We start from the raw sequence: 24,730 nt of genomic DNA, 5'->3' as shown, positions 1-24,730 counted from the left end.
TGCGGGGTCTCTGCACTACGCTTCGCTTTGGTCGAGATGACGGATTTGGATAGGGGAGCAAGGCGGTTCGTGCTGGGCACGAATGTCCCACTCATCGCGATACTGCTGCGATGAATGGGGCACGAAGTGGGAGACGGGTGAGACGCAGATTCCCTGCGGGAATGACAAACAAGAGAACAGACGACGGCAAAGATCGCGCGGTTAGCGCGTGGTGGTGCCGAAGGCCAGGTCGATGAGGGTCTTTTCTTCGAGCTCGTGGGCCTTGGCGGAGCCGGTGGCGGGGCTGGCGCTTGCGCTACGTTTCACGCTGGTGAGAGCGCGGTCGCCGGTCAGGCGTTTTAGAAGCGGCATGATGTAGGTGTGGGCACCCATGTTGGCGGGCTCTTCCTGGACCCAGACGATCTCCTGCGCGCTGGGGTGCTGGTCGATGGCGGCCTGAATCTCGGCTTCGGGGAAGGGGTAGAGCTGCTCGATGAAGATGATACCGACGGACATGTCCTTGCGCTTCTCGCGCTCGACGCGGAGGTTGTGGCCGATCTTGCCGGAGCACAGGAGGAGTCGGCGAGGGCCGGAGACGGCGTTGTCGGGCAGGACTTCGAGGTAGCGAGGAGCGGCGAAGTCGGCGAGGGTGGAGGATGCGTCGGGGTGACGGAGCATCGACTTCGGAGTGAAGACGACAAGGGGCTTACGCCAGAGGCGCATGACCTGGCGGCGGAGGAGATGGAAGTACTGCGCGGCGGTGGAGGGCTGGCAGATCTGGATGTTGTCGTGGGCGGCGAGCTGGAGGAAGCGCTCGAGGCGAGCGCTGGAGTGCTCGGGCCCCTGGCCTTCGTAGCCGTGGGGGAGGAGCATGACGAGGCCGGAGAGCAGTCCCCACTTGGCTTCGCCAGCGGAGATGAACTGGTCGATGATGATCTGTGCGCCGTTGGCGAAGTCGCCGAACTGGGCCTCCCAGAGGACGAGGGCCTCGGGGTAGTCGCGGGAGTAGCCGTACTCGTAGCCGAGGACTGCGGCCTCGGAGAGCATGGAGTTGTAGACCTCGAAGCGGGACTGGTCCGCCGACATGTGGGCGAGCGGGATGTAGCGCTGCTCGGTTTCGATGTCGACCATGACAGCGTGGCGCTGGTTGAAGGTTCCGCGCTGGGAGTCCTGGCCGCTGAGGCGGACGGGGAAGCCGGTGAGCAGGAGCGAGGCATAGGCGACCAGCTCGGCCATACCGTAGTCGAAGGGGCGCTTCCCTGCCCCCATCTCGAGGCGCTGCTCGAAGAGCTTCTTCACCTTGGGGTGAATGTGGAAGCCTTCTGGCGATTGCGTGGAGAGGCGCACGAGTTCGGCGATGCGGTCGGCGGGGAGGCCGGTGGAGACTTCATACTCCGGCTCGAAGTCGCCGCCGTGGTAGGGATCCCAGTAGGCGGGCTTGCTGGCGAGGCGGGGCTTGTGGTCGGCGTGGCTGGCGACCTTCTGGTCTTCGAGGAAGTGCTGCTGGACCTCTGCGACTTCGGCGGAGGGGTCGACGCCGATCTGCTTCGCGTAGAGGTTGTAGAGGACGGGGTGGTCCTTGATGATGGCGTAGCGGCGGGGCTGGGTGACGGTGGGATCGTCGACCTCGGAGTGGCCGTGGCGGCGATATCCGACGAGGTCGATGACGATGTCGGAGTGGAACTTGTGGCGATACTCGGCGGCGATGGCGGCGACGCGGACGACGGCGTCAGGATCTTCGGCGTTGACGTGGAAGATGGGGATGGGCAGGCGCTTGGCGAGGTCGGAGGCGTAGCGGGAGGCGTTCGACTCTTCCGGCAGAGCGGTGAAGCCGAGGAGGTTGTTGACGATGACGTGGATGGTGCCGCCGACTTCGTAGCCGGGAAGAGCGGCGAGGACGAGGAGTTCGGCAAAGATGCCCTGGCCGGCGAATGCGGCGTCGCCGTGGATGATCATGGGCAGGACTTTTTCCTTGCCGAAGGAGTTGTCGGCGCCGTAGATGTCGAGGCGCATCTGCTTGGCGCGGGTGCGGCCGAGGGCTACGGGATCGACGGCTTCAAGGTGGCTCGGGTTCGAGGCTAGGTGAAGATTGATGGTCTTGCCTTCGGGCGAGGTGTAGGTGCCGGTCGCGCCGACGTGGTACTTGACGTCGCCGCCGCCGAGGACCGAGCGTGGGTCGACGTCTTCGAACTTGGCGAAGACTTCGGATGCAGAGCGACCGACGGTGTTGGTCATGACGTTGAGACGTCCGCGATGGCTCATGGCGAAGACGGCGCTTTCAACGCCGAGTGAGGCGCTGGTCTCGAAGATGGAGTCGAGGAACGGGATGAGGACGGTGAGACCTTCAAGCGAGAAGCGCTTGGTGCCGAGATAGCGGGACTGGATGACCTGCTCGAAGAGCTCGGCGTGGATGAGCTGGGTGAGGATGTGGGCCTGGTTCTTCGGCGTGTAGGTCTGCTCCATCTGGGCCTGGAGCCACTGGCGGCGCTCCATGTTGCCGATGTGCATGAACTCGGCGGCGATGGTGCCGCAGTAGAAGCTGCGGGCTTCCGCCGTAGCTTCGCCTTCGGGGGGAGCGATGGGGAAGGGCTCAGGCGGAAGGAACTGGCCGAGGGGATCGAGCGTGGCCTGGAGATGGCCCCAGGTACGAAAGAGGTTGAAGACGTCTTCGCGTTCGCGGGCCTGCTCGGTTTGATTTTCAGGGGAGGTTTGGGGTTCGGTGCCGGGGGTGGTCGCCATGACTTCCTTTCTCGCGGGAGCTGTGGCGGGTGAACACACAACTTTCCCTATGAATAATGCTAGACCTTTGAACGGGGCGCTGAGTGATGAAATTCGATAATCGCGCGGGAAAAGGGGAGAGGTGTGCCGTGGAAGTACAACTCTGCGGGGATGCAAGACGGAATGCGACGAGTAAGCAGAACAAGCCACGGCAGGTGCGAAGGCCAATGCGGGGGCCCTCCAGTGCGCATCGCGATGAGGCTGCGATGCTTCGGTCGAGATGACGGTTCGTTTGGGGCGGGAGAAGGACAAAGGCAAGGCAAAAGCAGATTCCCTGCGGGAATGACAAAGAAATGGGGTGCTGGCGGTAAGATCGGTGGCATGACTAGAGCTCGGGTGATGGGTGTTGCGGCGGCTTTATGCGCGGCGTTTGGGGCGGGTGCGTGGGGTCAGGCGGTCCCGCCGTTTACGCTGCAGGATTTAGGCGGCGGGGCCTGGGCGGCGATCGACAATGCGGCGGCGAAGGCGGATGAGTCGGGGTCGAATGCGGGGTTTGTGATTGGCGCGGATGGCGTGCTGGTCGTAGATACGTTTGAGAATCCGGCGGCGGCGAAGAAGATGCTGGAGGCAATCCGCGAGAAGGCGACGCTGCCAGTGAAGTACGTCGTCAATACGCACTATCATCTGGACCATGTTGCTGGGAACGCTGTGTTCGCAGGGGCTGGAGCGGTGGTGATGGCGCATGAGAACGTGCGCGGATGGGAGCGGACGGAGAACCTGAAGTTCTTTGGCGAGAATCCGACAGCTGAGCAGAGGGCTATGGTGGAAGGGCTCTATCTGCCCGATGTGACGTATGAGCGGGGCGCGACGGCGTTTCTTGGGCCGAAGCGTGGCGTGGAGTTGCGGTACATGAAGGGGCATACGGGCGGAGACACTGTGGTGTGGGATGCGGAGTCAAATGTGGTCTTCTGCGGAGACCTCTTCTGGAATAAGACGCTGCCGAATCTGATCGATGCCTCGACGAAGGAGTGGGTGGAGACGCTGGATGCGCTGGTAACGGAGCATCCAGGGGCGAAGTTTGTTCCCGGGCATGGAGATAAGGCGGGCGACGCTGGAGATGTGAAGGCGTTTCGGGACTACCTGGCGTTTCTGCGGGAGGCGATTGCGAAGGCGCAAACGGGTGGAGTCAACGGCGATGCGGTGGTGAAGGCGGTGCTGCCGCAGATCAAGGCAAAGTACGGTGACTGGGCATTTCCGGAGTTTATGGAGCCGGATATTCGGCGGACGGATGAGGAGTTGCGCGGGGTGAAGCGGCTGCCTCCGCTGGCGATGAAGTAAGGTCCTGATCGCTATAGTTGAGGGATGATGGGTGCGGGGTTGAGGTGGGCAGGATGGCTGGTGCTGGCGGTAGCGGTGACCGCTGGCGCTCAGGAGACAGGTAAGCCGGAGCGGCCGCTGCCGGATATTCCGGCGCTGATGCATGAGGTAGAGGCGAAGCAGCGGGCGGCGGAAGAAGCCCGGAAGGACTACATCTTTCATGCCGTGGTGACGGAGGTGGAGGTGGATGGGAAGGGATCGCCGAAGAAGACCGAGGTGAAGGAGTATGACGACTTCTGGATCAAAGGGGTTCCGGTCGAGCGGCTGGTGAAGAAGGATGGGCGGGAGCTGACGGCGGACGAGGCCAAGAAGGAGTCCGAACGGATCGACAAAGAGGCGGCGAAGGCGAGCGAGCGGCGGGCGAAGGAAGACGCCAAAGGGAAAGAGACCGATCCGCGCGGGAATGACGAGGTGACGGTGTCGCGGCTGCTGGAGTTGGGGAGCTTCACCAATGCGCGGCGGGTGCAGATGGCGGGGCGGGATACGATCGCGGTCGACTACACGGGCGATCCGAAGGCTAAGACGAAGAACCGGTTCGAGGGCGTGATCCGGGACATGGCCGGGACAGTTTGGGTGGACGAGCAGGACAAGGCAATCTCTCGGATCGAAGGGCGATTTGTGGATTCGTTCAAGGTGGGTGGCGGCTTGATGGCGAGCATCCGCGAGGGGACGAACTTCAACTTGCAAATGACGAAGGTGAACGGCGAGGTGTGGCTGCCGGCTCGGGTGGAGGGGAAGGGCGAGGCGCGGGTGCTGCTGTTCTTCAAGTTCAATGGGAGTCTGACGGCGGCTTATTCGGACTACCGGAAGTTCAAGACGAGTGCGGCGATTGTGGGGGTTGGGGTGGTGAAGGAGTGAGGTGTTTTCTTATTGTGGCCGAAAGGGTTCAAGCGGTCGTGATGCGTGAGCGGGGTGGCGGATCGTTCGCTTCGCTCAGGATGACGGCAGAAACAGACAACGGCAAAGACAAATGCGGGGGTCTCTCCACTGCGCATCGCGATGAGGCCGCGATGCTCCGGTCGAGATGACGTTTCTGGCAGGGACTAGGCTGTGGGGGTGCTTAACGGCGAAGAGGGACAGCCTTGGCCGTCCCTCCCGCAAAACTTTTTGAAGCGAAATGCAGCCGTTAGCCGTACTTCGAGGTTTCGAGTCGGATCTTGCGAGCTCCTTCGAAACCGGAGTTACAGCTGAGGCAAAAGACTAGAGAGGCTGGACGTCAGACGCCTGCCAACCCTTGGGTCCCTTGACTACGTTGAACTGCACTGCCTGGCCCTCTTGAAGGCTTTTGAAACCGTTCGAATTGATCGCCGAGTAGTGTACGAATACATCCTCGCCGTTCTGACGGCTGATGAAGCCAAACCCCTTGGCGTCGTTAAACCACTTCACTGTTCCCTGTTCCATGTTCGTTATTTCCTTAGTGCTGATGAATTTGCCGCAAGATCCAAATCGGGGTTCGTACATACAGCAGTTGCAGAAAACCAATCTGTTTCAAACGATGACTGAAGGTTAGCATCTCTGGCAAGAAAAGTGTGGAAATATTTTTATAAATCGTTTGGTTGCACCGTTTTAGGTGCACCATGGAGCCGATTTTGTGCATTTATGGGAGAAACGAACAGGTTACAAAAGGCATCTGTTGGCATGACTTGGGATGCGAGGGCTGAGGGGAAGCAAAGACAGAAGCCAATGCGGGGGTCTCTCCACTCCGCCGCAGACGATGAAGCTGTCTGCGGCTCCGGTCAAGATGACGTCTCGTATTCTTCGGTTTATTGCGGGGTCGTGGGCAGATGGCTGCGGACGATCTTTTCGGCTTCGACGAGGACCTGGTCGAGGGTGAGGTTGGTCGAGTCGAGGAGGATGGCGTCCGGCGCGGGTTTCAGGGGGGATTCCGTGCGGTTTCGGTCACGCTGGTCGCGCTCGCGCATCTCGGCGATAAGGGTGGCTTCGGTGACTGTTGGGGCGTCGGGCGTGCCGGGCAGCTGCTGGTAGCGTCGATTGCCGCGGACTTCGGGGTCGGCGTCGAGGAAGATCTTTACTTCGGCGTCGGGGAAGACGGCGGTGCCGATGTCGCGGCCTTCCATGACGACTCCGCCGGCCTGGCCGAGAGCGCGCTGTTCGGCGACCATCCAGGCGCGGAGGCGGGGATGGACGGAGATCTGGGAGGCTCCAGAGGTGACATCTTTGTCGCGGATGCGGCGGGAGACGTTGGTGCCGTCGAGAAGGACGATGTTGCCTTCGAGCTGGGGCTCGAGCTTGATGCGGGTGCGGGAGGCAAGCTCGAGGAGGGGCTCTTCTTCGTCGAAGCCGAAGTCGTTTTCAATGGCTTTAAGGGCGAGGGCGCGGTACATGGCTCCGGTCTCGAGGTTGAGGAAGCCGAAGGTGCGGGCTAGATGGGCGGCCAGGGTGCTCTTGCCGGCACCGGCGGGGCCGTCGATGGCGATGACGGGGCGCTGGCGGGGGGTGGGCCGGACTTTTTCGGTGGGGGCGAAGGAGTTTGCGGTCAAAAGCGTACCTCAGCGGCTAAAGCCGCGCTTCGAATGAAAGCTGGTGGCACGGCTGAAGCCGTGCCCTTAAGCAAGGCGGAGTGTATCAGCACTCTTCGCATCTGTGGGTTTTGTCAACGCGGAGTGTATCAGTAAGAGGTAGAGCTGTGCCCTCTTGGCATCAGGTTCGTGCAGCTCGCGTGAAGTCTGTGGCAGACCCACTCATCGCTCTATCACCCCAGCGAACAAAGAACGTTCGCCGGGGACCCCGGAGGCTGCGATGAATGGGGCACGGAGTTGTGGCTTAGCAAAAGCGAAATGCGGGGGTCTCTCCACTGCGCTGCGCTCCGGTCGAGATGACGCTTCTTTTGGAGAGAAGCATCATTCGCCGGAGCGGGGGCGGCGGGGCTTTTCGGTGGCTTTGCCTTTGAAGGACTTGGCTTTGCCGCCGGGTTTGCCGGGCTTACGGAAGGGGTTGTTGCCGTCGGCAAACTTGGCGAAGGTTCCGGGGGGCTTTGCGGAGAAGCTGCCGGGCTTTTTGGGGCCGAAGCTGCCGGGTTTCTTGGCTCCGAAGCTGCTGGGGGATTTGCTGTAAGGCTTTTTTTCGCCGGAGAAGCTGGAGCTGCGCGCGGGACGGTCGGAGCCGCCTTCTTCGCTGCGGGGCTTGCTGAAAGGACGTGCCGGGCGGTCGCCGGTACTGCGCGGGCCGCTTGGCCGCTCGCGCGGGGCGTCGAACTTGCGGTAGGTTGGACGCGCTGGACGGTCGCCTGAGCCTGCGGAGCTATCGCGGTCACGAGAGAAGCTGGGCTTGCTGCCGAAGCCGGTACCCGATGCAGATCGGGGACGTGCGCTGAAGGAGCCGGGAGTGCGCGGGGCGGACGGACGCGCGGGGCGGTCGCCACCGTCGAAGGAACGGGCGGGGCGAGATGGGCGGTCGCCGCTGTCGAACGAACGCGACGGGCGTGCAGGGCGATCGGAGGGGCCGGCGTTGAAGTCGCGGCGCGGCGGGCGGGACTCGAAGCCGCCTTCGCGCTTGCGGCCGAAGGTGCCGGGTTTGGAGAAGGTCTTGCGCGGAGGGCGGGAGTCGCCTTCTGCGCCTTCGGGGCGCGGGGTGAACTCGCGGCGTGGTGGACGAGAGTCGTCGCCGGTGCTACGCGGGGAGTAGCGGGGCTTGTCGCCGAACGACGGGCGGGCGGGACGATCGTTGGAGCCGGAACGTGCTCCGAAGGCTGGCTTGCGGCCGAATGCGGGCTTGGAGCCAAAGGCGGGGCGGTCGCTGGAGGTGCGGCGAGGGCGCGGGGTGAAGGTACCATCCGCTGCTGGCGCGTCCGAGTCGGTGCGGGGCTTACGGGCGGGGCGGTCTTCGGACCAGGGCTTGTCGAATGCGGGCTTCGCGGGACGGTCGCCGAAGGGCTTGGCCGATCGGGTAAAGGGGCGACGGGCTGGATCAGAGCCACGGGTGCCGTCTGGCTTCGCGGCGCGAGGAGCGCGTGTAGGGCGGTCGTTTTCGCCGAGCGGGGCTCCGGAGAACTTGCGGCCGTAGTCCGAGGGGAAGCCGGTGCCGAGCTTGCGGGGCTTGGCGACGAACTTCTTGATGCGGGGGGCGTCGGTGTCCTGGAGGTTCGGGGCGGCTGCGTCGACTTCGATCTCACCGAGCGGCTTGGCGTGGACGTCGATCGCGAGATCTTCGGGAACAGCGAAGGCGGGTAGGGAGCCGGAGACGTGGAGGACGGTGCGGCCGTCTAGCGCTAGGGTTTCGAGTTCACGGGCGCCCATGAGGGCGTGGACGACGTCGCGGATGCGGGAGCGGGCGGCGAGCGGGGAGAGGAAGGTTTCAATCTCCTCTTCGCTGGCGAGCATGGCGGAGCCAAGGTAGAGGGAGATGAGAGCCGAGAGTGCGGAGGGCTGTCCGGCGTTCGCGCCTGCCTTGATGTGCTTGGTGAAGCGCGCGCTGGTGAGCTCCCAGAGGGTGGCCTGACCGTCGGGCTGGGGGACGGGGATGACACGGAGGTGCGCCCAGAGCTCGTTGAGCGCGCGGAGGACGGCGGACTCGGTGACTTCTTTGCCGAGCTGGGTGGTGAGGTCGTAGGCGGAGAGCGCGGGGCGCTTGGTGAGGATCTCGTGGGCAGCGGCGGCGAGGGGGGAGACTTTGACCGCGCCGCTGGTGGCCGGGGGCTGCTTCCAGGCCTTATCGCCGCGGAGGGTGAAGATGTAGGAGAAGACGGGGGCGGTGGCGACGAAGTCGGGGGTCTCGCCGGGGGTGCCGAGCAGGTTGAGCGGGACGGCGATGCCTTCGGCGATGAGGCGGGCGAGGAGGGTGCGGGCCTGGTCGATGTCGGCGAGCGTCGGCTCGGACGATGGGGCACCGAGGACGGCTTCGACCATGGACGGCGCGGGTGCCGGAAGCTGCGATGCGCGGGGAGTGAAGAGGACGAGACCGGCGACGTTCATCCAGCTGCGAAGGTTTTCGAAGGTGAGGAGAGCTTCGCCATTTTGATGCCACTGCGCTAGGCGGGCTTGGGCGAGCTGTTCGGAGGTTGGGATTGCGGGGGTGCTCAAGGTGGTGCCTTCCTGCTGGATAACCGGCGTCTGCGGGCTACAGCATTCCTTCGCGCGGCTGAAACAGGGGCGCTGGGGACAACTAGATTTTCAAAAACGGAACGTTTCTTTTGGGAAACCGTGGGGGGCGGGATGCGATGAACGCGCGCGACACACTGTTATGAGGATACCGCATTTGCCGGATGCCGGACTGCGAAAGGCGCGGCGGTAACAGGCCTACTGCGCTTTGAGCAGTGATAGATAGGTCGGGTCGTCCGAGATCGTGTTGTGGCCAACTCCGGGGACGAAGACGTAAGAGACTGCAGCTTTTGTGAAGCGGGTTCTGAGGCGCTCGGTACTCGCTCGCGGAATCACTTCGTCCTGTCCGGCCGCAATGATCTTCGTGGGCACGGTGATTGTAGGGGCGTAGCGCCAGGAGTCGAACTTATCCTTCAGCAGCCAGCGGACGGGAAAGTAGGGATAGTTCTGGGCCGCCGGGTCGGTGAGGCTGTCGTAGGGTGTTACCAGAACGAGCCGCTCTATGGGGCGAGAGCTCGCTAGTTGAACGGCAACGCCTGTCCCAAGGCTGCGGCCTATGACTAGGACATTCTGATGCTGGGAATGTATGTGGTCAAAGAGAGCAAGAGCATCGGCGATGATTCCCTTCTCGGTGGGCGTCCCTGGACTTCCTCCATATCCGGGATAGTGCATGAGGTAGATGGCTCGATCAGGAAATGTCGCTGAGAGATCCGGCATGTCGAGAGATACATCTTCGGCGTTTCCGCCGAAGTAGATGAGAGCCTTGGGACCGGGCTTCTCTCGCGCTGAGACGTTGAAGGTAGTGTCGCCCATGTGCACGGAGAGAAGAGTGCTGGAGCTTCGATTGGAACGCGGCTGGGGATAGTAGATCAGCGATCGCTGGAAGATGAAGAGGGCAGCGCAGATGCCGAGATAGAGAACGATGGAGACGGCGCAGAGTGTTGCCATGATTTTTAAAAAACTCCGCATACCTTGAGGCCCCTCCGACGAAATTACCAGAGCGGGAAAGACAATGCGGGGGTCTCTCCACTCCCGCTGGTCGGTCGAGATGACGCTGCCCTGAAGATGAAGGCGGTTCGTGCTTCGCACGAATGTCCCACCCATGGCCAAAGGCGAGCCATGGATGGGGCACCCGAAGTCTGTGGCGCTGCTTCCCACATCTCAGAGGCGAGATGTGGGGCAACCAGTCGAATCCCCCTTTCGTCGCGCGGCGCGGTTACACTGGCGATCATGCGTGCATCTTCTGTGTTTCCTGTTCTCGCTCTTTTGGGTGTTCTTTCTGTGGCCTCGGCGGAGACGCCGACCAAGTCGGCCGAGGATTGGCCGGTTGTAAAGCTGCCTTCGTGGTCGGAGCAGATTGCGATTCGCGAGGGGTGGCTCGAGAAGCGGCAGGGGATGATCCTCGAGATGATGCGGCGGCACAAGATCGAGATGTGGATCGTGGTGAATGAGGAGTTTCATAACGATCCGCTGACCGAGTACATTGCGCCGCCTCGGCCTTATACGGGGAATCGCGACATCTTTGTGTTTATCGACACCGGGACGTCGTTGCGGAAGATCGCAGTGACCGGGTACGCGGAAGACAACCTGAAGCGGTTCTTCGAGACGGAGGATGATCCGAAGCCTGCGGATAAGGTGCTGCCGGCGCTTTATGAGCAATACAAGCCGGCGCATATTGGGCTTTCGATTGGGGCGCGGCGTGGGGTACAGCGGTCGCTGACGCATGATAGCTATCTGTTTCTGGCGAAGACCCTGGGGAGCGATGCGGAGGCGCACTTCGTTCCGGCGGCGGATCTGATCGAGGAGTATTCGGACACGCGGATTCCGGAGGAGTTCGAGACTTATAAAACGCTGGTGGAGTTGACCGACCAGTTGACGAAGCGGGCGTTTTCGAACGAGGTGATTACGCCGGGCAAGACGACCGTGGGCGACGTTCGGCGATGGCTTTATGACCAGATGGGATACCACGATGTGACGACGTGGTTTCAGCCGGATATCCGGCTGCAGCGGAAGGGGCGGGTGCCGAAGACCTCGCGGGGATTCCTGGGGGTGGAGCCGGAGTCGACCGTGATCCTGCCGGGGGATGTGCTGCATCTGGACTTTGGGATTACGTGCATGGGGCTGAACACGGACTGGCAGAAGGAGGCGTATGTTCTGCTGCCGGGGGAGAAGGATGTTCCGGCGGGTCTGAAGGCTGCGATGAAGAACACGAATACGCTGCAGGAGTCGTTGATGACGCGGTCGCGGCCGGGGCGGTTTGCGGGCGATGTGTACAACGACATCATGGCGGACATGAAGGCGGATGGGATCGAGGCGAAGGTGTACTCGCACCCGATTGGCGACCAGGGGCATGGGCTGGGTGCGGGGCTGGACTATCGCGCGGCGCAGGCGACGACGAGTGAGCAGAAGCAGATGCGGAAGGGGTCGTATATCTCGATTGAGCTGAACTCGGCGACGGCGGTGCCGGAGTGGGATGGGCAGAAGGTGTTCATCATGGAGGAGGATGATGCTTATCTGACCGATGACGGGTTCAAGACGTTTTTGCCGCGGCAGATGGAGTTTTATCTGGTACGGCCTTAGGAGATGGTCACCTCACGAGTGCCGGGTGAAAGGTTCGAGCGGGAGTGGTGATGTGGGCGGTGTGGCGGGTCCTTCGCTTCGCTCAGGATGACGGCAAGGACAAAAGAAAGTGCAGGTGCAAGTGCAAAGGCCAATAGGGGGTCTCTCCACTGCGCTGCGCTCCGGTCGAGATGACGGGTCTTGTGAGGGGCGATAAAGTTGTGGCGCTTCTTCCCACATCTCAAAAGCGAGATGTGGGGCACCCGGTTTGTCGCAACATCAGGTAGACCTAGTATCCTGATGAGCGACCATGGCATACCAAACCAATAATCTCCGCATCAAGTCCAGCCGCATTGTTCTTCCACCTATTTTTCTTGAAGAAGAGATGCCGATTACAGAGAACGCCTCGCGGACGGTGTTCGAGGCGCGGCGTCAGATTGTCGATGTGTTGAATGGCGTCGATGACCGGCTGGTGGTCGTGGTGGGACCGTGCTCGATACACGATACGGATGCGGCGCGGGAGTATGCGGCGCTGTTGAAAGAGGCGATCGTTGAGCTCTCCGATGAACTGATGATCGTGATGCGGGTTTACTTCGAGAAACCACGGACGACGCTGGGATGGAAGGGGCTGATCAACGACCCATACTTCGATGAGTCGTTCAAGATCAGCGACGGATTGAGGATCGCGCGGCGTCTGCTGTTGGACCTGGCGGAGATGGGCGTTCCGGCGGGGACGGAGTATCTGGATATGATCTCGCCGCAGTATGTGGCGGATTTGGTGAGTTGGGGAGCGATCGGGGCGCGGACGACGGAGAGCCAGGTGCATCGGCAGCTTGTATCGGGGCTGTCGTGCCCGGTTGGTTTCAAGAATGGGACATCGGGGAATACGCAGATTGCGGTTGAGGCGATCCTGTCGGCGAACCACTCGCATACATTCCTGGGGACGTCGGAGACGGGGCAGGCTTCGATCCTGCTGACGACGGGAAACCCGGATTGCCACATCATTCTGCGGGGCGGACGGCAGACGACGAACTTCGATGCGGCCTCGGTGAAGACTACAGCCGAGCAGATGGAGAAGGCCGGGGTGCTGCCGCGGATCATGATCGACGCAAGCCATGCGAACAGCGGAAAGGACTATCGCAAGCAGGGTGCGGTTTGCCGGGATGTTGCGGGGCAGATAGCGGGCGGGGACCGGCGGATTATGGGCGCGATGATCGAGAGCAATCTGGTGGCGGGGTCGCAGACGCTGGTGAATGGGAAGGCGCTGGTGTATGGGCAGAGCATCACAGATGCGTGTATCGATTGGGCGGAGACGGTGGGGTTGTTGCGGGAGCTGGCCGGGGCGGTGAGGGCTCGGCGGAACTTGAGGGTGCAAGGGAGTTAGATCCAACCACGGCAAAGAGCAAGTCATGGTTGACGCACGGTTCGGGGCTGAAAGGTGCGGGAGGCATGGGTGATGTGTGATCGCTCGGGGTCCTTCGACTTCGGCGCTTCGCGCCTTCGCTCAGGATGACGGAGTTTGGGTGGCAGCGAGGATGTGGTTCGAGCTGCGCACGGGCACCCCACATTTCAGAAGCGAGATGTGGGTGCCCGGCGAAACGAGCAGGCTTGCCTCGTTGAGGACAGAAGCAGATTCCCTGCGGGAATGACAAAAAAATGGCCTTGGCTACTGCATGGGAAAGCGGTAGACGGTGAGGGAGTAGGGCTGCAGCTTTACAGCGACCGTCGGCGAAGTTACTGCTAGGGTGGATGGCTGCGGGGCTACGTTAGTGGGCGCATCGAAGGTGTTCTCGGCCTTCAGATCAGTGCTTGCGAGGGTTGTGACGTTAGCTTCGCCTGAAGGCTTGATTCCCTTCAACTGAATCTCGGCGGGCATCTCGGAGGCGGTGTTATTGATGGCCTTCACGATGAGTTCGTGGGTGCGTTCGTCGAGGACGGCGCTGGTGAAGAGGCCGTCGGTTGCGAGCGGGGTGATGGGGATGACTCGGGTGCCGGCGTTGTTGGCGAAGACCTTCTGGACGTAGTAGTCGGTTGTGCCGTAGGAGTGGAGGTTGTCGAACCATATGGCGTCGGGCTTCCACTGCCAGGCGTTCTTGTTGGCGAGCAAAGGCGCGTAGGAGGCCATGCGGACGACGTCACCGTTGCGCTCCAGGCCGGTCATGAAAGCGGCTTCGGCGATGGCGGTCTGCCAGTTGTTGTGGTTCTCCGGGCTGGTCTGACCGGAGCTTTGCGCGGCGTACTCGCCGGCGAAGACCTTAGGGCCGTTGCGGTCGTAGTGATCGTAGCGGTGGGTGTTGGTGAGGAACCAGTCGGGGCTCATGTAGTAGTGTTCGTCGACGAAGTCGGCGTGCTGCTCTCGCCAGGTCTTCCACATGCTCTCGAAGGGTTCGCCCGATGGGGCCGGGCCGGCGGCGACGACGAGCTTGATCTCGGGGTGCTTCGATTTGAGGGCGGCGGCGAAGATCTTGTAGCGCTCGACGTAGCGCGGGCCCCACTGCTCGTTGCCGACGCCGAGCATCTCGAGGTGGAAGGGTTCGGGGTGGCCCATCTGGGCGCGGAGCTTGCCCCAGGGCGAGGTGACGGGGCCATTGGCGAAGTCGATGAGGTCGAGGGCGTCCTGGACGTACTCGTCGAGCTGGCCGAGCGCGGCGGTCTCGCTAGAGTTGAACTGGCAGGCCATGCCGCAGTTGAGGATGGGCAGCGGCTTTGCGCCCAGGTCTTCGGCTAACTGGAAGTACTCGTAGAAGCCTAGGCCGAAGGACTGGAAGTAGTCGGGGGCGGGGCGGAAGTCGAACTCGTCGTTCCAGCGATTGATGATGGTCTTGCGCTCGGAGATGTCGCCGACGGTGGTCTTCCAGCGATAGCGGGTGATGAGCTGGCGGCCTTCGACGATGCAGCCGCCGGGAAAGCGGACGAAGCCGGGGTGCATGTCGTAGAGGAGCTGGACGAGGTCCCTCCTAAGACCATTTGGGCGGTTCTTCCAGGTGTCGACGGGGAAGAGCGAGACCATGTCCATGTCGATGTCGCCGATGTCGTCGACGTAGAGGGTGAGGCGGGCGTTGTCCACGGTGGCGGTGGGGGTGATGACGGTCTCGTAGCGCGTCCAGCCGTTGCCCATGAAACCTTCGAGCTTGCCAGTGCCGATGACCTTGCCGGAGGGGTCGGTGAGGGTGGCGCGGAGGGACTTCGGGCCGTTGCTTCGGATGTAGGCGGAGAAGCGGTAGCCTGCGCCGCTGGTGACGCCCATTCCGCGGTAGCCGACGTTGTAGAAGGCGTATCCGGGGGCGGTGGCGTGGGCGCGGAGGTAGTGCGGGTTGGTCGCGTTGAGGGGCGAGTCGGTGCGGATGTCGAGCTCGCCCTTGGGCGGATCGATACCTTTGGGCAGCTCGTACTTGAGGACCTCGTGCCAGCCGGTGAGAGCCTCAGAGAACTCGAAGGAGCGGTTCTTGACGAGCTCGGGATAGAGGCCGCCGTCGGCGCCGAAGTTGATGTCTTCGAAGAAGATGCCGAACATGGAGGGGGAGATGGAGGCACCGGGGTGGGTGGCGTCGACGGCGATCACCGCTGTCTTTGGGGGTTCCGCTGCGAAGAGAGCTGTGGAGGCGGCGAGGAGCAGAGCGGCGGCGGTGATCCGGGTGAACATATGGCAGCGATGATATCGGAAAAGAGGCGGCGCGGTGAAACGTTTACCGAACTTTTGCGGGTGGACGTTCCGTGGCTCCCTTCCCACATCTCAGAATCGAGATGGGGGGTACCCGGCCCCGATGGGCTAAGTTTCTACCCTTCGGCGTCAGAGAACAACGGGAATGGCAGGGCCTTTTCCCGCGAGGCTTCCTCGCCGTAGGGGATGCGGTCCGTGATCTCCAGGGAGACACATGCGATGGCTTCTACCGCGCCGCTTGCGCCGCGCAGAGGGCCAAAGTTTACCAGCCATTGACGCAGGACTCCGGGCATGGAATGCACGGCGGTGGCGACCTCGAAGTTGCGGACGTACTCTCCCGCGGCGGCTTTACGGAGCTGCTCCGCCGCGCCCTCGACGACGGGAAAGATGTCGAGAATTCTTTGACCGATGAGGGCTCCCGCCGACCTGCCGATGAGCGAGGCCAGCTTGTCGCTCATCCTGAGGACGCGGTACTCCTCCACATCGAGGAGACACATGCCGACCGGGGAGGTGCGGTACATGGTGTCGAGCTCCGCCCACTGACGGTAGAGCTGCGCCTCGCGGGAGGCGCTTACCTGGCGCGCCAGGACGCGCTCCGTAACATCGAAGGCCTGGGCAAAGATGCCGGAGACTGCGCCAGATTCATCATGGGTCGGATGATAGACAAAGTCGAAGTAGTGATCTTTCATCTCGCCTGTCTTCTGGTTTCGCAGGCTGCCGAAGATCTCCTTGCCGACGAACGGAACGCCCGTCCTGTAGACCTCATCAAGAAGACCAAAGAAGGGCTGACCCTCCAGCTCCGGGAGGAGCTCGCGCACCGGCAGTCCGAGGAGGTTCTGGCGCACGTCGCGGTGGAGAAGTTCGACGTAAGGAGGGTTGATGAACGTGAGCACGTGCTCGGGCCCTTTCATCATGAGAAATGGAAATGGTGCCTGGAGCAGGAAGTCGTGCATCTGCCTCAGGCTCCCGAAGGCCCCGGGAAGAGTGTCCGGGTGCGTACTGAAGCGTGGCTTGTCAGCGTTTGCAGCTCGTTCGGGGTGCAGGCCTAAGGTCACTCGTTGCGACTCGGTGACCTCGATGGTCACCCAGCGCTGGGGAAAGACCGGTTTGACGATGGAAAGCAGGACTGTGGAGGTGACGGAGATCATGTCTTCGTCGCGAAGGCCGGCGGCGACGACGTTCTCCAGGAAAGGGTGTTCGCTTGAGAAGAGAAAGACGGACGGTGTGACGATGACGGGCGTAGCCGGCTCGATGGCGCAGAGAACGATGAATCTCTTGTCCTGTGATTCGTTAAATGCCAGATTGGCTCTCATCAGCTTCGTCACTCCTTTGTGATTGCCCTTCAGGTGAGGAAGTTTCAAGGGTCGGGGGGAGTGTCGAAACCGGAGGAGACCCGGTGGCTTCAAGTTGCAGTTGAAGCGCGAGATTGTTTCTTGCAGATACCGCATAAGCGAAGGTGCGCAAGGCGCGCAGGATGCGGCCTTCGTGCGCGAGGAGGGTCTCCATGTCTTCGGGGTGGACCTTGAGCAGAAGGGTCGCTCGAGCGTGGTTCACTTCGAGCACTTCCACGGCGACCTGACTGGGATGGTCAACGATCGAACGAACGATCTCGGTCGCAGCCAGACTTATTTGCGCGGCCACTGCCTGAGGCGATTTCACCGCTGCGCTCATCGTCGCTTCCTTCTCTAAGGCGTCTATGAACGGCAAGTGCTCGCAGCCAGGTCAAAATCTGCAAACTGTATTTTTCACCGCGTGAAAACGATAGCACCGAGCGGCGGGTCTCAGCAATCGTCCGACGGAGATGGAGATATGGTCGAGGCGTTTGATCACGGCTACGGGCGTCCAGACAGAGAAGTCTGGAGTGAGAACAGAGATCCACCCATGCAGTAAAGCTGCATGGGTGGGCACTGGGCAAGGCGGGGTCTGGTCCTTCAGGCGTTGAGTCCGGGGACGGATTTGCTGGTGTTGTGCCGGAAGACGTTGACTCCACCAACGACTTCGCCGTGATGGTTGCGAATCGGGAAGATATTGACGAGGGCGAGCAGACGGTGTCCATTCGGCTGCTCGCAGATGACGTCGGCGTTGCGGACGGTGCCACCGTTCTTGATGACGACGGTCGGAGGGGCGTGTTCATGGGGCATGACCTCGCCGGATGGGTAGCGGAGGATATGCGCGCCGCAGTACTTCTCTGAGGCTCCGAGGGCAGGAGTGCGTCCCCAGGCGGAGATGGCTGCCTGATTGCATTTGACGACGGTGCCGTCGGTTTCGAGGACATAGATGCCGACGGGGATGTTATCGATCGCCGCCTGGTTGGCGAGGATGCCCTCGACCACGAGATGTCCGTTGTGGATCTCTCCGGAGAACTCGATGTTCTCGAAGTCGCCGTCGAGGATCATGCTGCTGGTTGCCTGCGTGCCTACGGCAAGTGCGGTTGCTGCTGCCATTTTCGCCTCCTTGGATGAGTGGAACTTGCTGCGAGGGGAAGGTAGCAGTTTGCGGAGGAGGTGGCTTCGGAGGAAAGGTGGAGGTGGGTGTCCACCTGTGCTTTTACCCGCGGAAGCGGGATGTGGGGCACTCGGCGCCGAAGTTGATGTCTTGGAAGAAGATGCCAAACATGGAGGGCGAGACGCCGGGGTGGGTGGCGTCGACGGAGATCACCGCTGTCTTTCGGGGTTCCGCTGCGAAGAGAGTGGTGGAGGCGGATAGGAGCAGCATAGAGACGGCGGGGATTCGGGTGATCACGTGGCAATGATGATCTCGGAAGGTGGGGGATTGTGCGGCAACTTGCGATCCAGCAATTTCATGGTATTTGTGATTCTTGAGGCCCAGCATGGACAACAAAGAAATGTGGCGCGAAACTATCGAGCAACTCAAACACTTAAATCGCACGCTTGAGAAGCTCCTCAAGATGGCTCATCAAGGCGAAGGCGATGATTCCGATCAAGACAGCCGTTCAGGCAAAGCAGTGGTTTTATCTCGAGCCGGGCACTCAGGGCAGAGAGGAATCAAGCCCGATAGCAAATGGGATCGGTTCCTTAGAAGATGGAAATCCCGAGTTGAGTTGGCAGGTATCGTTTTTGGCATTGCTTACGCGATAATCACCTATCTGCAATGGCGTGATGCCAACAATAACTTCAGAGCGGGGCAACGTGCGTGGGTTCTAGTGGCAGAAACACGGATTTTGCCTGTCGGCGGTCCTGAAGTTGCCGATATTCCAATAACCGCTGGCGTTCCAAATACGATAGCTTTCAAGTTTGTGAATTCTGGATTGAGCCCTGCACTTCGTTTCCGAGCACAAACTGAAAGCAAATTTGGCGGCTCTGGGTGTAATTACCTGTCTATCCCACTGCAGAGCGGTGACGAGATTGACGTTGCCCCGCAGCAAAAACCAGGAGATCAGATCCTTCAATTTACACCTGACAAGGCGTGTGTCTCGGCCCTAGAAAGCGGCCAAGCCTCGCTAATACTCCAAGGAGTCGCCACTTACTCGGACATCTTTAATAATGTTCACCACACGGGCTACTGCTTTCAATACGAAGGGACTAGGACTCGCCAATTCACATCCTGTCCTGGTGGGTTTGTAGATTAGCGAGAAGAAGACGGTTTGCCCGGTCATGTCTTTATGTACTGAGTTAGCACTCCGGTGATCCTTAGAGACTCTTCAAGAGTACCAATCTCTGTCATAAGGTCATGAACATTGACGGAATGCCCTCGGCGTACGCTCAGCACTCCTGTTGTTCGATTGAAGATTCTAAATTTGTCCTCTTCGGGTAGATTTGTCATTTTGTAGCCATCTATCTCTACGCTACAGTCTTCGAAGTTTTTCCCTGTGCTTGCTTCCCACCATTCGTCCAAATCTTCATCCAGATGCTCGAAACGGTTTCTTACACTTCTTGCGTGAGTGAAATCGCCATCGCGCACTCCCAATGCACTTCGCAGCGGTTCTCTAGCCGTAAAGGCTATCTTTCCCTTGGCCGTGTGATCGCCAAATAGTAGCTTCGAAATGTTAGCTGCCGCACCTAGAAAAGACTGAAGACGGCAAAAGATCAGCAGTGAATTCCCGTTGTTATCTAGCGCAAAATCCAATTCCTGATAGATGCGTTCAGCGAATGCACATTGGAATGCCAGTTCTGTCAGAAACGCGTTGATCCTAGTCTTTTCCATGGCAACCAAAATACAGCAGATTTGGCCTAGCTACCGGCTTGCTAAGCGCGGCAAGTCACTCAGGCAGGATCGTTTGCTTTCTGATAAACGTGCATATCCTAAAAATTTAGATGCGTTGGAAGGCTTTTTGGATGTCTTTGTGGGTGTATTTGAGGGCGATGGGGCGGCCGTGGGGGCAACTGGTGGGGTGTTCGGTCTTGGCTAGCTCCTGGAGCAGCCAGTCGATCTTGGCGGGCTCTAGGGGCATGTTGACCTTGATGGCGGCGTGGCAGGCGATCGAGGCGGCGATGCGGCGGCGGCGGGTCTCGGAGTTTTCGGTCTGCTGCTCGCGCTCGGGGACGGCGAGGACCTCTTCCAACATGCGTTCGAGTTCCCTGCCCTCGAGGCCCACGGGCGCGGCCTTGATGGCGAGGGTGCGGGGGCCGAACGGCTCGGCTTCGAAGCCGTTGCGGTCGAGCTCCTCGGCGATGGTGGCGAAGGCGACCATCTGGGCGGGGAGAAGGTCGATGAGCAAGGGCATGAGGAGGCGCTGGCGCTGGACGGCTTCGACTTCGCGGTCGCGGAGGATCTTTTCGAACAGGACGCGCTCGTGGGCTACGTGCTGGTCGACGATCCAGAGGCCTTCTTCGTTGACGGCGAGGATGAAGGAGTCGCGGAGCTGGCCGAGGGGCTTGAGGGTGGCCAGGGCGTTAAGGGTTTGGGGTTCGTCGTTCGAAACTGCGGGACTTGGATTTTCGTCGTAGCCGACCGGGATGGAGCCCGAGAAGTCGAAGCGTCCGGGGGATTCGGGGACTAGCTGAGGGGCGAGGATGAAAGGCTCGGCGTTGGATGCCGGATCAGGCTCGGAGACGGGTTGGATGGGTGGGCGGGGATCGTCGAGCGTTGTGCCGAAGGTGTAGGCCTCGCGGGGTTGGAAGACCGGGGATTCGGGACCGTCGGGAAGCGGGTTCACGTCGATCAGTAACGAAGACGACGCGTGGGGAGAGTTGGTAAGCGCGGCGGCGAAGCTGGCAGCGGGGCGGGCAGAGGTGAGCGCGGCGCGGACGGTGTCGCGGATGAAGTCGTGGACGAAGCTGGGCTGGCGGAAGCGGACTTCGGTCTTGGCCGGGTGGACGTTGACGTCGACCTCTTCGGGCGGCATCTCGAGGAAGAGCAGGACGACCGGGTAGGAGGTGGGCGGGATGATGTTGCGGTAGGCCTCGGTGAAGGCGTGGAGGACGAGGCGGTCGCGGATGAGGCGGTGGTTGACGAAGAGATAGATGGAGTTGCGGTTCAGTTTTTGCAATTCAGGTTTGGACACGAAGCCGGTGATACGGAGGTGGCCGAAGTCAGGGGTCTCGTCGCCGAGCGGGCGCTTCCAGGGCGGCAACTCGGGCAGGCCGGAACGGGCGAAGTCCATCTCGGCGGCGACGGGGATCATGAGGGCGGCGGTGTCTGCGCCGAAGATCTGGAAGAGGCGTTCGGCGGTGTTGCGGGCTCCGGGCGCGGTGAGCAGGGCGTGCGAGGCGGAGTGGAGCTCGAAGTGCTTGGTCGGGTTGGCGAGAGCGTAGTGCGTCACCATGGCCGCGATCTGCGAGAGCTCGGTCTGTTCGGAGCGAAGGAACTTGCGGCGGGCGGGGGTGTTGAAGAAGAGGTCGCGGACCTCGATGACGGTGCCGGGAGGGACGCCGGCGTCTTCGAAGTGGATGATGGAGCCGCCGGCGATCTCGACCAGGGTACCGGTGGCGACGCCGGTGGCGCGGGTCTCGAGCTTGAGGCGGGAGACGGAGGCGATCGAAGGCAGGGCCTCCCCGCGGAAGCCGAGGGTGGTGATGGAGAGGAGGTCGTCGGAGGAGCGGAGCTTGGAGGTGGCGTGGCGCTCGAAGGCGAGCAGGGCGTCGTCCTTGACCATGCCGCAGCCGTTGTCGGTGATGCGGATGAGCTTGCGGCCACCGGCTTCGACGTCGATGCGGATGCGGGAGGCGTCGGCGTCGAGGGAGTTTTCGAGGAGCTCCTTGACGACGGAGGCGGGGCGTTCGACGACCTCGCCGGCGGCGATCTGATTGGCCACCTGGTCGGAGAGGATGCGGATGCGGCCCATAAAACGATTGTAGAGGGTTCGGGAGGGTGTAGGGGGAAGGGTGGAGGGTGTAGGACAGAAACGGGAATGAGAGCTTTGGGTGGGAGAAGCTAAATGCGGGGGTCTCTCCAATGCGCCGCGATGAGACTGCGGCTTCGGTCGAGATGACGGTATTTTGTGAGCGGTTTGCGACTTAGCGGTGTTCGGGGAGGGTGACGGTAGGGAGGCTTTCGAAGCCAGGGCGGGCGAAGAGATAGCCCTGCATGAGGTTGATGCCGCAGTCGCGGAGGGCGTGGTACTCGTCGAAGGTTTCGACGCCTTCGGCGACGACGTTGAAGTGGAGCGATTCCGAGAGCAGCGCTATCGATTCGACGATGGCGAGGGCGCGGGGGCGCTTGTGGATGCCGCGGATGAGGTCGATGTCGAGCTTGACAGCATCGGCTGGAACATCGGCAAGGAGACCCAAGCCGGCCCAGCCTGCGCCGAAGTCATCGAGCGCGACGCGAAAACCGCACTTGCGGTACTCATTGAAGATGTCCATGAGGTGCTGGGGGCTGGCTACCTTTTCTACTTCGACGATCTCGAAGATGAGGCGGTCGAGGGGAAAGCCGAGGGCCGTGGCGGTCTTGAGGGTCAACTGGATGCAAGCTGCGGGGCTGTAGACGGCGCCGGGCATGAAGTTGATTGAGAGCATGGCGCCCGTCTGGGCGAGACCAAGCTGCGCGGCGAGGGTGATGGCCTTGACGCGGCAGGACTGGTCGAAGGCGTAGAGATTTTCATTGTTGACCTGGCCGAGGACGAAGCCGGCGGACTGCTGTTCCGGGCCGCGGGCGAGAGCTTCATAGGCGTAGACGCGACCGGTCTCGACGTTCACGATGGGCTGGAAGGCCATGGTGAAGGGAAAGGGTTCGTCGTGACCGTCCTTGCATGCGTTGCAGGCGGATCGACGTTGTTGCAGGACTTCCATGGATTCCCTCGAGACACTGTCGTCATTGAGACGGCGCAGGCAATTGATCTCCAAGAACGAACATGGAGCACTGCGGGTATCGGTCGCTTCCGACGCCAGAGTCAGAGTACCGAAGGGGCGACTCGGTTTCCTATACAACCAACGTGGATGCTTGGGGTTGGCTTCACGTTAGACGGGGGCGATCCGCAGTTTGATTTGTGCTGGGGAAGACGGAAATGCGGGGGTGCCTCGGTACGGTTGGCGTTTTCGAGGCCGGATGTGCGGCTTACGTCCCACCCATCGCGATGAGGCTGCGACGGATGGGGCACCCGCGCTTCGCTTCGTTCGAGATGAATGTTCGGGCGGCGTACCTCAGCGGCTAAAGCCGTGTGGCACGCAAAGCTTCTTCGGCACGGCTGAAGCCGTGCCCTTAACTAGGGCAAGGATGCACAGTCTGAGACTGGCATCCTTACGCGAGCTGAGGCAAGAGGCTATCTCGTGCGAATTGAAGTGATGGGTTACTTCTTTTTCTTCTTGGGCTTCTTTTCGAGGATGTCGGGCTCGCGGTCGCCGATCATGTGGAGGCGCATGAAGTTGGTCGCGCCGGAGCGGGTGCGGGTGCCGGCGACGATGCCGACGATCTGGCGCTCGTGGACGTAGCCTGGGCCAAGCAGACTGGACTCGGCCATCTGGATGAGCTTGTCGGTGTCGCGGAAGCGACTGCAAAGGATGGGGTAGGTTCCCCAGAGAAGCATGGAACGGTTGATGACCTCTTCGTTGGGGGAGAGGGCGAAGATGGGCGGGTCGGGGCGGTACTTCGAGAGGAGGCGGGCGGTGGCGCCGGTCTCGGTGAAGATGGCGATCGCGCCGACATCGAGGTCTTCGGCGGCGTGGGCCATGCACTCGCAGATGGTCTCGGCGACAGAGAGGCCGGTGGGCTTGATGCGCGGGAGCTGATGCTGGGGCTCGGTGCGCATCTGGTGCTCGGTCTCGACGACGATCTTGGCCATCATGGCGACCGAGGCGACGGGATACTTGCCGGCGGCAGATTCTGCGGAGAGCATGACGGCGTCGGAGCCATCGTAGATGGCGTTGGCGACGTCTGAGACCTCGGCGCGGGTGGGGCGGGGGTTGTCGATCATCGACTCGAGCATCTGGGTCGCGGTGATGACGGGGCGGCGGTACTCAGCCGCGCGGCGGATGATGTGCTTCTGGATGGCGGGGACTTTTTCGGGGGGGACTTCGACGCCGAGGTCGCCGCGGGCGACCATGATGCAGTCGGCGACTTCGAGGATGGAGTCGAGGTGCTCGATGGCCTGGGGTTTTTCGAGCTTGGCGATGATCCAGGCGTCGCTTTTGAGCGCGTCGAGGCGCTTCTTGACGTGGCGGACGTCGTCGGCGGTGCGGACGAAGGAGACGGCGATGGTGTCGACGCCTTCGCCGATGGCGAAGATGAGGTCTTCTTCGTCCTTTTCGGTGAGCGATGGAACGTTTACCGCGATGCCGGGAAGATTGATGCCCTTGTTTTCGCCGAGCATGCCGCCGTTGATGATCTCGCAGGTGACGTCGCCGCGACCGTCTACGATCTCTCCGATCGTCTCGACGCGGAGTTCGATGAGGCCGTCGGAGAGGAGGATCTGGGAGCCGGGTTCGAGGTTTTCGGCGAGGGTAGTGAAGGTGGTACCGACGAGCTCCTTGGTGCCTTCGATCTCGCGCGGGGTGATGGTAAGACGTTCGCCGGCGACGAGCAGGACGGGCTTGTGGTCGACGAGCTTGCCGGTGCGGATCTTGGGGCCCTGGAGGTCGGCGAGGATGCAGATGGGCTTGCCCTCTTCGCGGCTGACCTTGCGCACCATCTTGATAAGGGCGGCTTTTTGCTCGTGGGAGCCGTGGGAGAAGTTGAGACGGGCGACGTCGAGGCCGGCACGGACGAGCTGGCGGAAGACCTCTTCAGAGCTGGAGGCGGGGCCGAGGGTGGCGACGATCTTGGCGCGGCGTCCGCGTGCGAGCGGGTGCGCGGGAACGGCGGCGGCCTCAAGCGGCGCGAGGCTCTTCTTCGAGGACTTGCTTTCGGAGTTCTTCTTGAGCTTGGTAGCGGACTTCGATGGGGCTGATTTCTGTTTCATGGGGCCAGTGCCGTGTACTTTCTTACCCTGATGCAGACAGAGGAGCGATGTCTGCGGGTGGTTGCGAATCTGGATTTGCCGTCG

Annotated in this window: 19 protein-coding genes; 5 read left to right on the top strand and 14 right to left on the bottom strand. The window is 61.6% G+C overall.

From position 1 onward, the window contains the following. Nucleotides 1-201 precede the first annotated feature (201 nt). A complete protein-coding gene (locus OHL18_RS07365) occupies nt 202-2,718 on the bottom strand; it encodes a 2-oxoglutarate dehydrogenase E1 component (protein WP_263374167.1) in 2,517 nt (838 codons plus the stop codon). A gap of 360 nt (nt 2,719-3,078) precedes the next feature. Between OHL18_RS07365 and OHL18_RS07360 the strand changes: the two genes are divergently transcribed. Continuing rightward, the gene (locus OHL18_RS07360; RefSeq protein ID WP_263374166.1) at nt 3,079-4,035 is read left to right on the top strand and encodes an MBL fold metallo-hydrolase; all 957 of its coding nucleotides are present in this window, start codon (nt 3,079-3,081) and stop codon (nt 4,033-4,035) included. A gap of 24 nt (nt 4,036-4,059) precedes the next feature. Further along, nucleotides 4,060-4,932, top strand: coding sequence for a hypothetical protein (locus OHL18_RS07355; protein WP_263374165.1), 873 nt, complete (start codon nt 4,060-4,062; stop codon nt 4,930-4,932). A gap of 342 nt (nt 4,933-5,274) precedes the next feature. Here OHL18_RS07355 and OHL18_RS07350 read toward each other — a convergent pair whose 3' ends face one another. From OHL18_RS07350 to OHL18_RS07335, 4 genes are all read right to left on the bottom strand, one after another. Next, nucleotides 5,275-5,475 (bottom strand): cold-shock protein, encoded by a 201-nt coding sequence (locus OHL18_RS07350; protein WP_013581125.1) that lies wholly within the window; start codon nt 5,473-5,475, stop codon nt 5,275-5,277. 362 nt (nt 5,476-5,837) lie between these two features. Beyond that, nucleotides 5,838-6,575: a (d)CMP kinase gene (cmk, locus tag OHL18_RS07345; protein ID WP_263374164.1), complete on the bottom strand. Its 738-nt coding sequence runs from the start codon at nt 6,573-6,575 to the stop codon at nt 5,838-5,840. Nucleotides 6,576-6,935: 360 nt separating this feature from the next. After that, nucleotides 6,936-9,113, bottom strand: coding sequence for a hypothetical protein (locus tag OHL18_RS07340; protein ID WP_263374163.1), 2,178 nt, complete (start codon nt 9,111-9,113; stop codon nt 6,936-6,938). A gap of 216 nt (nt 9,114-9,329) precedes the next feature. After that, nucleotides 9,330-10,079, bottom strand: a complete 750-nt coding sequence (locus OHL18_RS07335; protein ID WP_263374162.1) for an alpha/beta hydrolase — start codon at nt 10,077-10,079, stop codon at nt 9,330-9,332. 282 nt (nt 10,080-10,361) lie between these two features. Between OHL18_RS07335 and OHL18_RS07330 the strand changes: the two genes are divergently transcribed. Both OHL18_RS07330 and OHL18_RS07325 read left to right on the top strand, forming a co-directional pair. Then, nucleotides 10,362-11,711, top strand: a complete 1,350-nt coding sequence (locus tag OHL18_RS07330) for a M24 family metallopeptidase (protein WP_263374161.1) — start codon at nt 10,362-10,364, stop codon at nt 11,709-11,711. Nucleotides 11,712-12,000: 289 nt separating this feature from the next. Next, the gene (locus OHL18_RS07325; RefSeq protein WP_263374160.1) at nt 12,001-13,074 is read left to right on the top strand and encodes a 3-deoxy-7-phosphoheptulonate synthase; all 1,074 of its coding nucleotides are present in this window, start codon (nt 12,001-12,003) and stop codon (nt 13,072-13,074) included. A gap of 282 nt (nt 13,075-13,356) precedes the next feature. Here OHL18_RS07325 and OHL18_RS07320 read toward each other — a convergent pair whose 3' ends face one another. From OHL18_RS07320 to OHL18_RS07300, 5 genes are all read right to left on the bottom strand, one after another. After that, entirely contained in the window at nt 13,357-15,333 is a 1,977-nt protein-coding gene (locus OHL18_RS07320; RefSeq protein WP_263374159.1) for an alpha-L-arabinofuranosidase C-terminal domain-containing protein, read from the bottom strand. 134 nt (nt 15,334-15,467) lie between these two features. Beyond that, nucleotides 15,468-16,664 (bottom strand): PAS domain-containing protein, encoded by a 1,197-nt coding sequence (locus tag OHL18_RS07315; RefSeq protein ID WP_263374158.1) that lies wholly within the window; start codon nt 16,662-16,664, stop codon nt 15,468-15,470. Next, nucleotides 16,642-17,022, bottom strand: coding sequence for a KH domain-containing protein (locus tag OHL18_RS07310; protein ID WP_263374157.1), 381 nt, complete (start codon nt 17,020-17,022; stop codon nt 16,642-16,644). The genes OHL18_RS07315 and OHL18_RS07310 overlap by 23 nt, the downstream gene beginning before the upstream one ends. 260 nt (nt 17,023-17,282) lie before the next feature. Then, nucleotides 17,283-17,795, bottom strand: a complete 513-nt coding sequence (locus OHL18_RS07305; protein ID WP_263374156.1) for a PAS domain-containing protein — start codon at nt 17,793-17,795, stop codon at nt 17,283-17,285. Between the two features lie 103 nt (nt 17,796-17,898). Beyond that, nucleotides 17,899-18,093 (bottom strand): hypothetical protein, encoded by a 195-nt coding sequence (locus OHL18_RS07300; protein ID WP_263374155.1) that lies wholly within the window; start codon nt 18,091-18,093, stop codon nt 17,899-17,901. An 88-nt stretch (nt 18,094-18,181) separates the two neighbouring features. Between OHL18_RS07300 and OHL18_RS07295 the strand changes: the two genes are divergently transcribed. Further along, on the top strand, nt 18,182-18,940 hold the full coding sequence (locus tag OHL18_RS07295; RefSeq protein WP_263374154.1) for a hypothetical protein: 759 nt from the start codon (nt 18,182-18,184) through the stop codon (nt 18,938-18,940). A gap of 23 nt (nt 18,941-18,963) precedes the next feature. Here OHL18_RS07295 and OHL18_RS07290 read toward each other — a convergent pair whose 3' ends face one another. The 4 genes from OHL18_RS07290 to pyk all read right to left on the bottom strand — a co-directional run bounded on the left by OHL18_RS07290 (nt 18,964) and on the right by pyk (nt 24,646). Beyond that, nucleotides 18,964-19,515, bottom strand: a complete 552-nt coding sequence (locus OHL18_RS07290) for a hypothetical protein (protein ID WP_263374153.1) — start codon at nt 19,513-19,515, stop codon at nt 18,964-18,966. A gap of 106 nt (nt 19,516-19,621) precedes the next feature. Next, complete coding sequence (gene mutL / locus OHL18_RS07285; protein ID WP_263374152.1) at nt 19,622-21,595, bottom strand: DNA mismatch repair endonuclease MutL; 1,974 nt, start codon at nt 21,593-21,595, stop codon at nt 19,622-19,624. Nucleotides 21,596-21,767: 172 nt separating this feature from the next. Next, on the bottom strand, nt 21,768-22,541 hold the full coding sequence (locus OHL18_RS07280; protein WP_263374151.1) for an EAL domain-containing protein: 774 nt from the start codon (nt 22,539-22,541) through the stop codon (nt 21,768-21,770). A 497-nt stretch (nt 22,542-23,038) separates the two neighbouring features. Continuing rightward, entirely contained in the window at nt 23,039-24,646 is a 1,608-nt protein-coding gene (pyk, locus tag OHL18_RS07275) for a pyruvate kinase (protein ID WP_263374150.1), read from the bottom strand. Nucleotides 24,647-24,730: the final 84 nt, after the last annotated feature.

It is taken from the genome of Granulicella aggregans, assembly GCF_025685565.1.
GTDB classification, from domain to species: domain Bacteria; phylum Acidobacteriota; class Terriglobia; order Terriglobales; family Acidobacteriaceae; genus Edaphobacter; species Edaphobacter aggregans_B.
The sequence above is the reverse complement of the archived record's forward strand: the minus strand, read 5'-3'. Positions and strand labels throughout refer to the sequence as shown.

Bases quoted from the DNA above. Each gene is read 5' to 3' on its own strand.
- OHL18_RS07335 (WP_263374162.1), bottom strand. From the start codon at position 10,079: ATGGCAACACTCTGCGCCGTCTCCATCGTTCTCTATCTCGGCATCTGC.
- OHL18_RS07290 (WP_263374153.1), bottom strand. From the start codon at position 19,515: ATGGAAAAGACTAGGATCAACGCGTTTCTGACAGAACTGGCATTCCAA.
- OHL18_RS07365 (WP_263374167.1), bottom strand. From the start codon at position 2,718: ATGGCGACCACCCCCGGCACCGAACCCCAAACCTCCCCTGAAAATCAA.
- OHL18_RS07350 (WP_013581125.1), bottom strand. From the start codon at position 5,475: ATGGAACAGGGAACAGTGAAGTGGTTTAACGACGCCAAGGGGTTTGGC.
- OHL18_RS07360 (WP_263374166.1), top strand. From the start codon at position 3,079: ATGACTAGAGCTCGGGTGATGGGTGTTGCGGCGGCTTTATGCGCGGCG.
- OHL18_RS07355 (WP_263374165.1), top strand. From the start codon at position 4,060: ATGATGGGTGCGGGGTTGAGGTGGGCAGGATGGCTGGTGCTGGCGGTA.
- mutL (WP_263374152.1), bottom strand. From the start codon at position 21,595: ATGGGCCGCATCCGCATCCTCTCCGACCAGGTGGCCAATCAGATCGCC.
- OHL18_RS07305 (WP_263374156.1), bottom strand. From the start codon at position 17,795: ATGGCAGCAGCAACCGCACTTGCCGTAGGCACGCAGGCAACCAGCAGC.
- pyk (WP_263374150.1), bottom strand. From the start codon at position 24,646: ATGAAACAGAAATCAGCCCCATCGAAGTCCGCTACCAAGCTCAAGAAG.
- OHL18_RS07280 (WP_263374151.1), bottom strand. From the start codon at position 22,541: ATGGAAGTCCTGCAACAACGTCGATCCGCCTGCAACGCATGCAAGGAC.
- OHL18_RS07320 (WP_263374159.1), bottom strand. From the start codon at position 15,333: ATGTTCACCCGGATCACCGCCGCCGCTCTGCTCCTCGCCGCCTCCACA.
- OHL18_RS07310 (WP_263374157.1), bottom strand. From the start codon at position 17,022: ATGAGCGCAGCGGTGAAATCGCCTCAGGCAGTGGCCGCGCAAATAAGT.
- OHL18_RS07295 (WP_263374154.1), top strand. From the start codon at position 18,182: ATGGACAACAAAGAAATGTGGCGCGAAACTATCGAGCAACTCAAACAC.
- OHL18_RS07330 (WP_263374161.1), top strand. From the start codon at position 10,362: ATGCGTGCATCTTCTGTGTTTCCTGTTCTCGCTCTTTTGGGTGTTCTT.
- OHL18_RS07325 (WP_263374160.1), top strand. From the start codon at position 12,001: ATGGCATACCAAACCAATAATCTCCGCATCAAGTCCAGCCGCATTGTT.
- OHL18_RS07315 (WP_263374158.1), bottom strand. From the start codon at position 16,664: ATGAGAGCCAATCTGGCATTTAACGAATCACAGGACAAGAGATTCATC.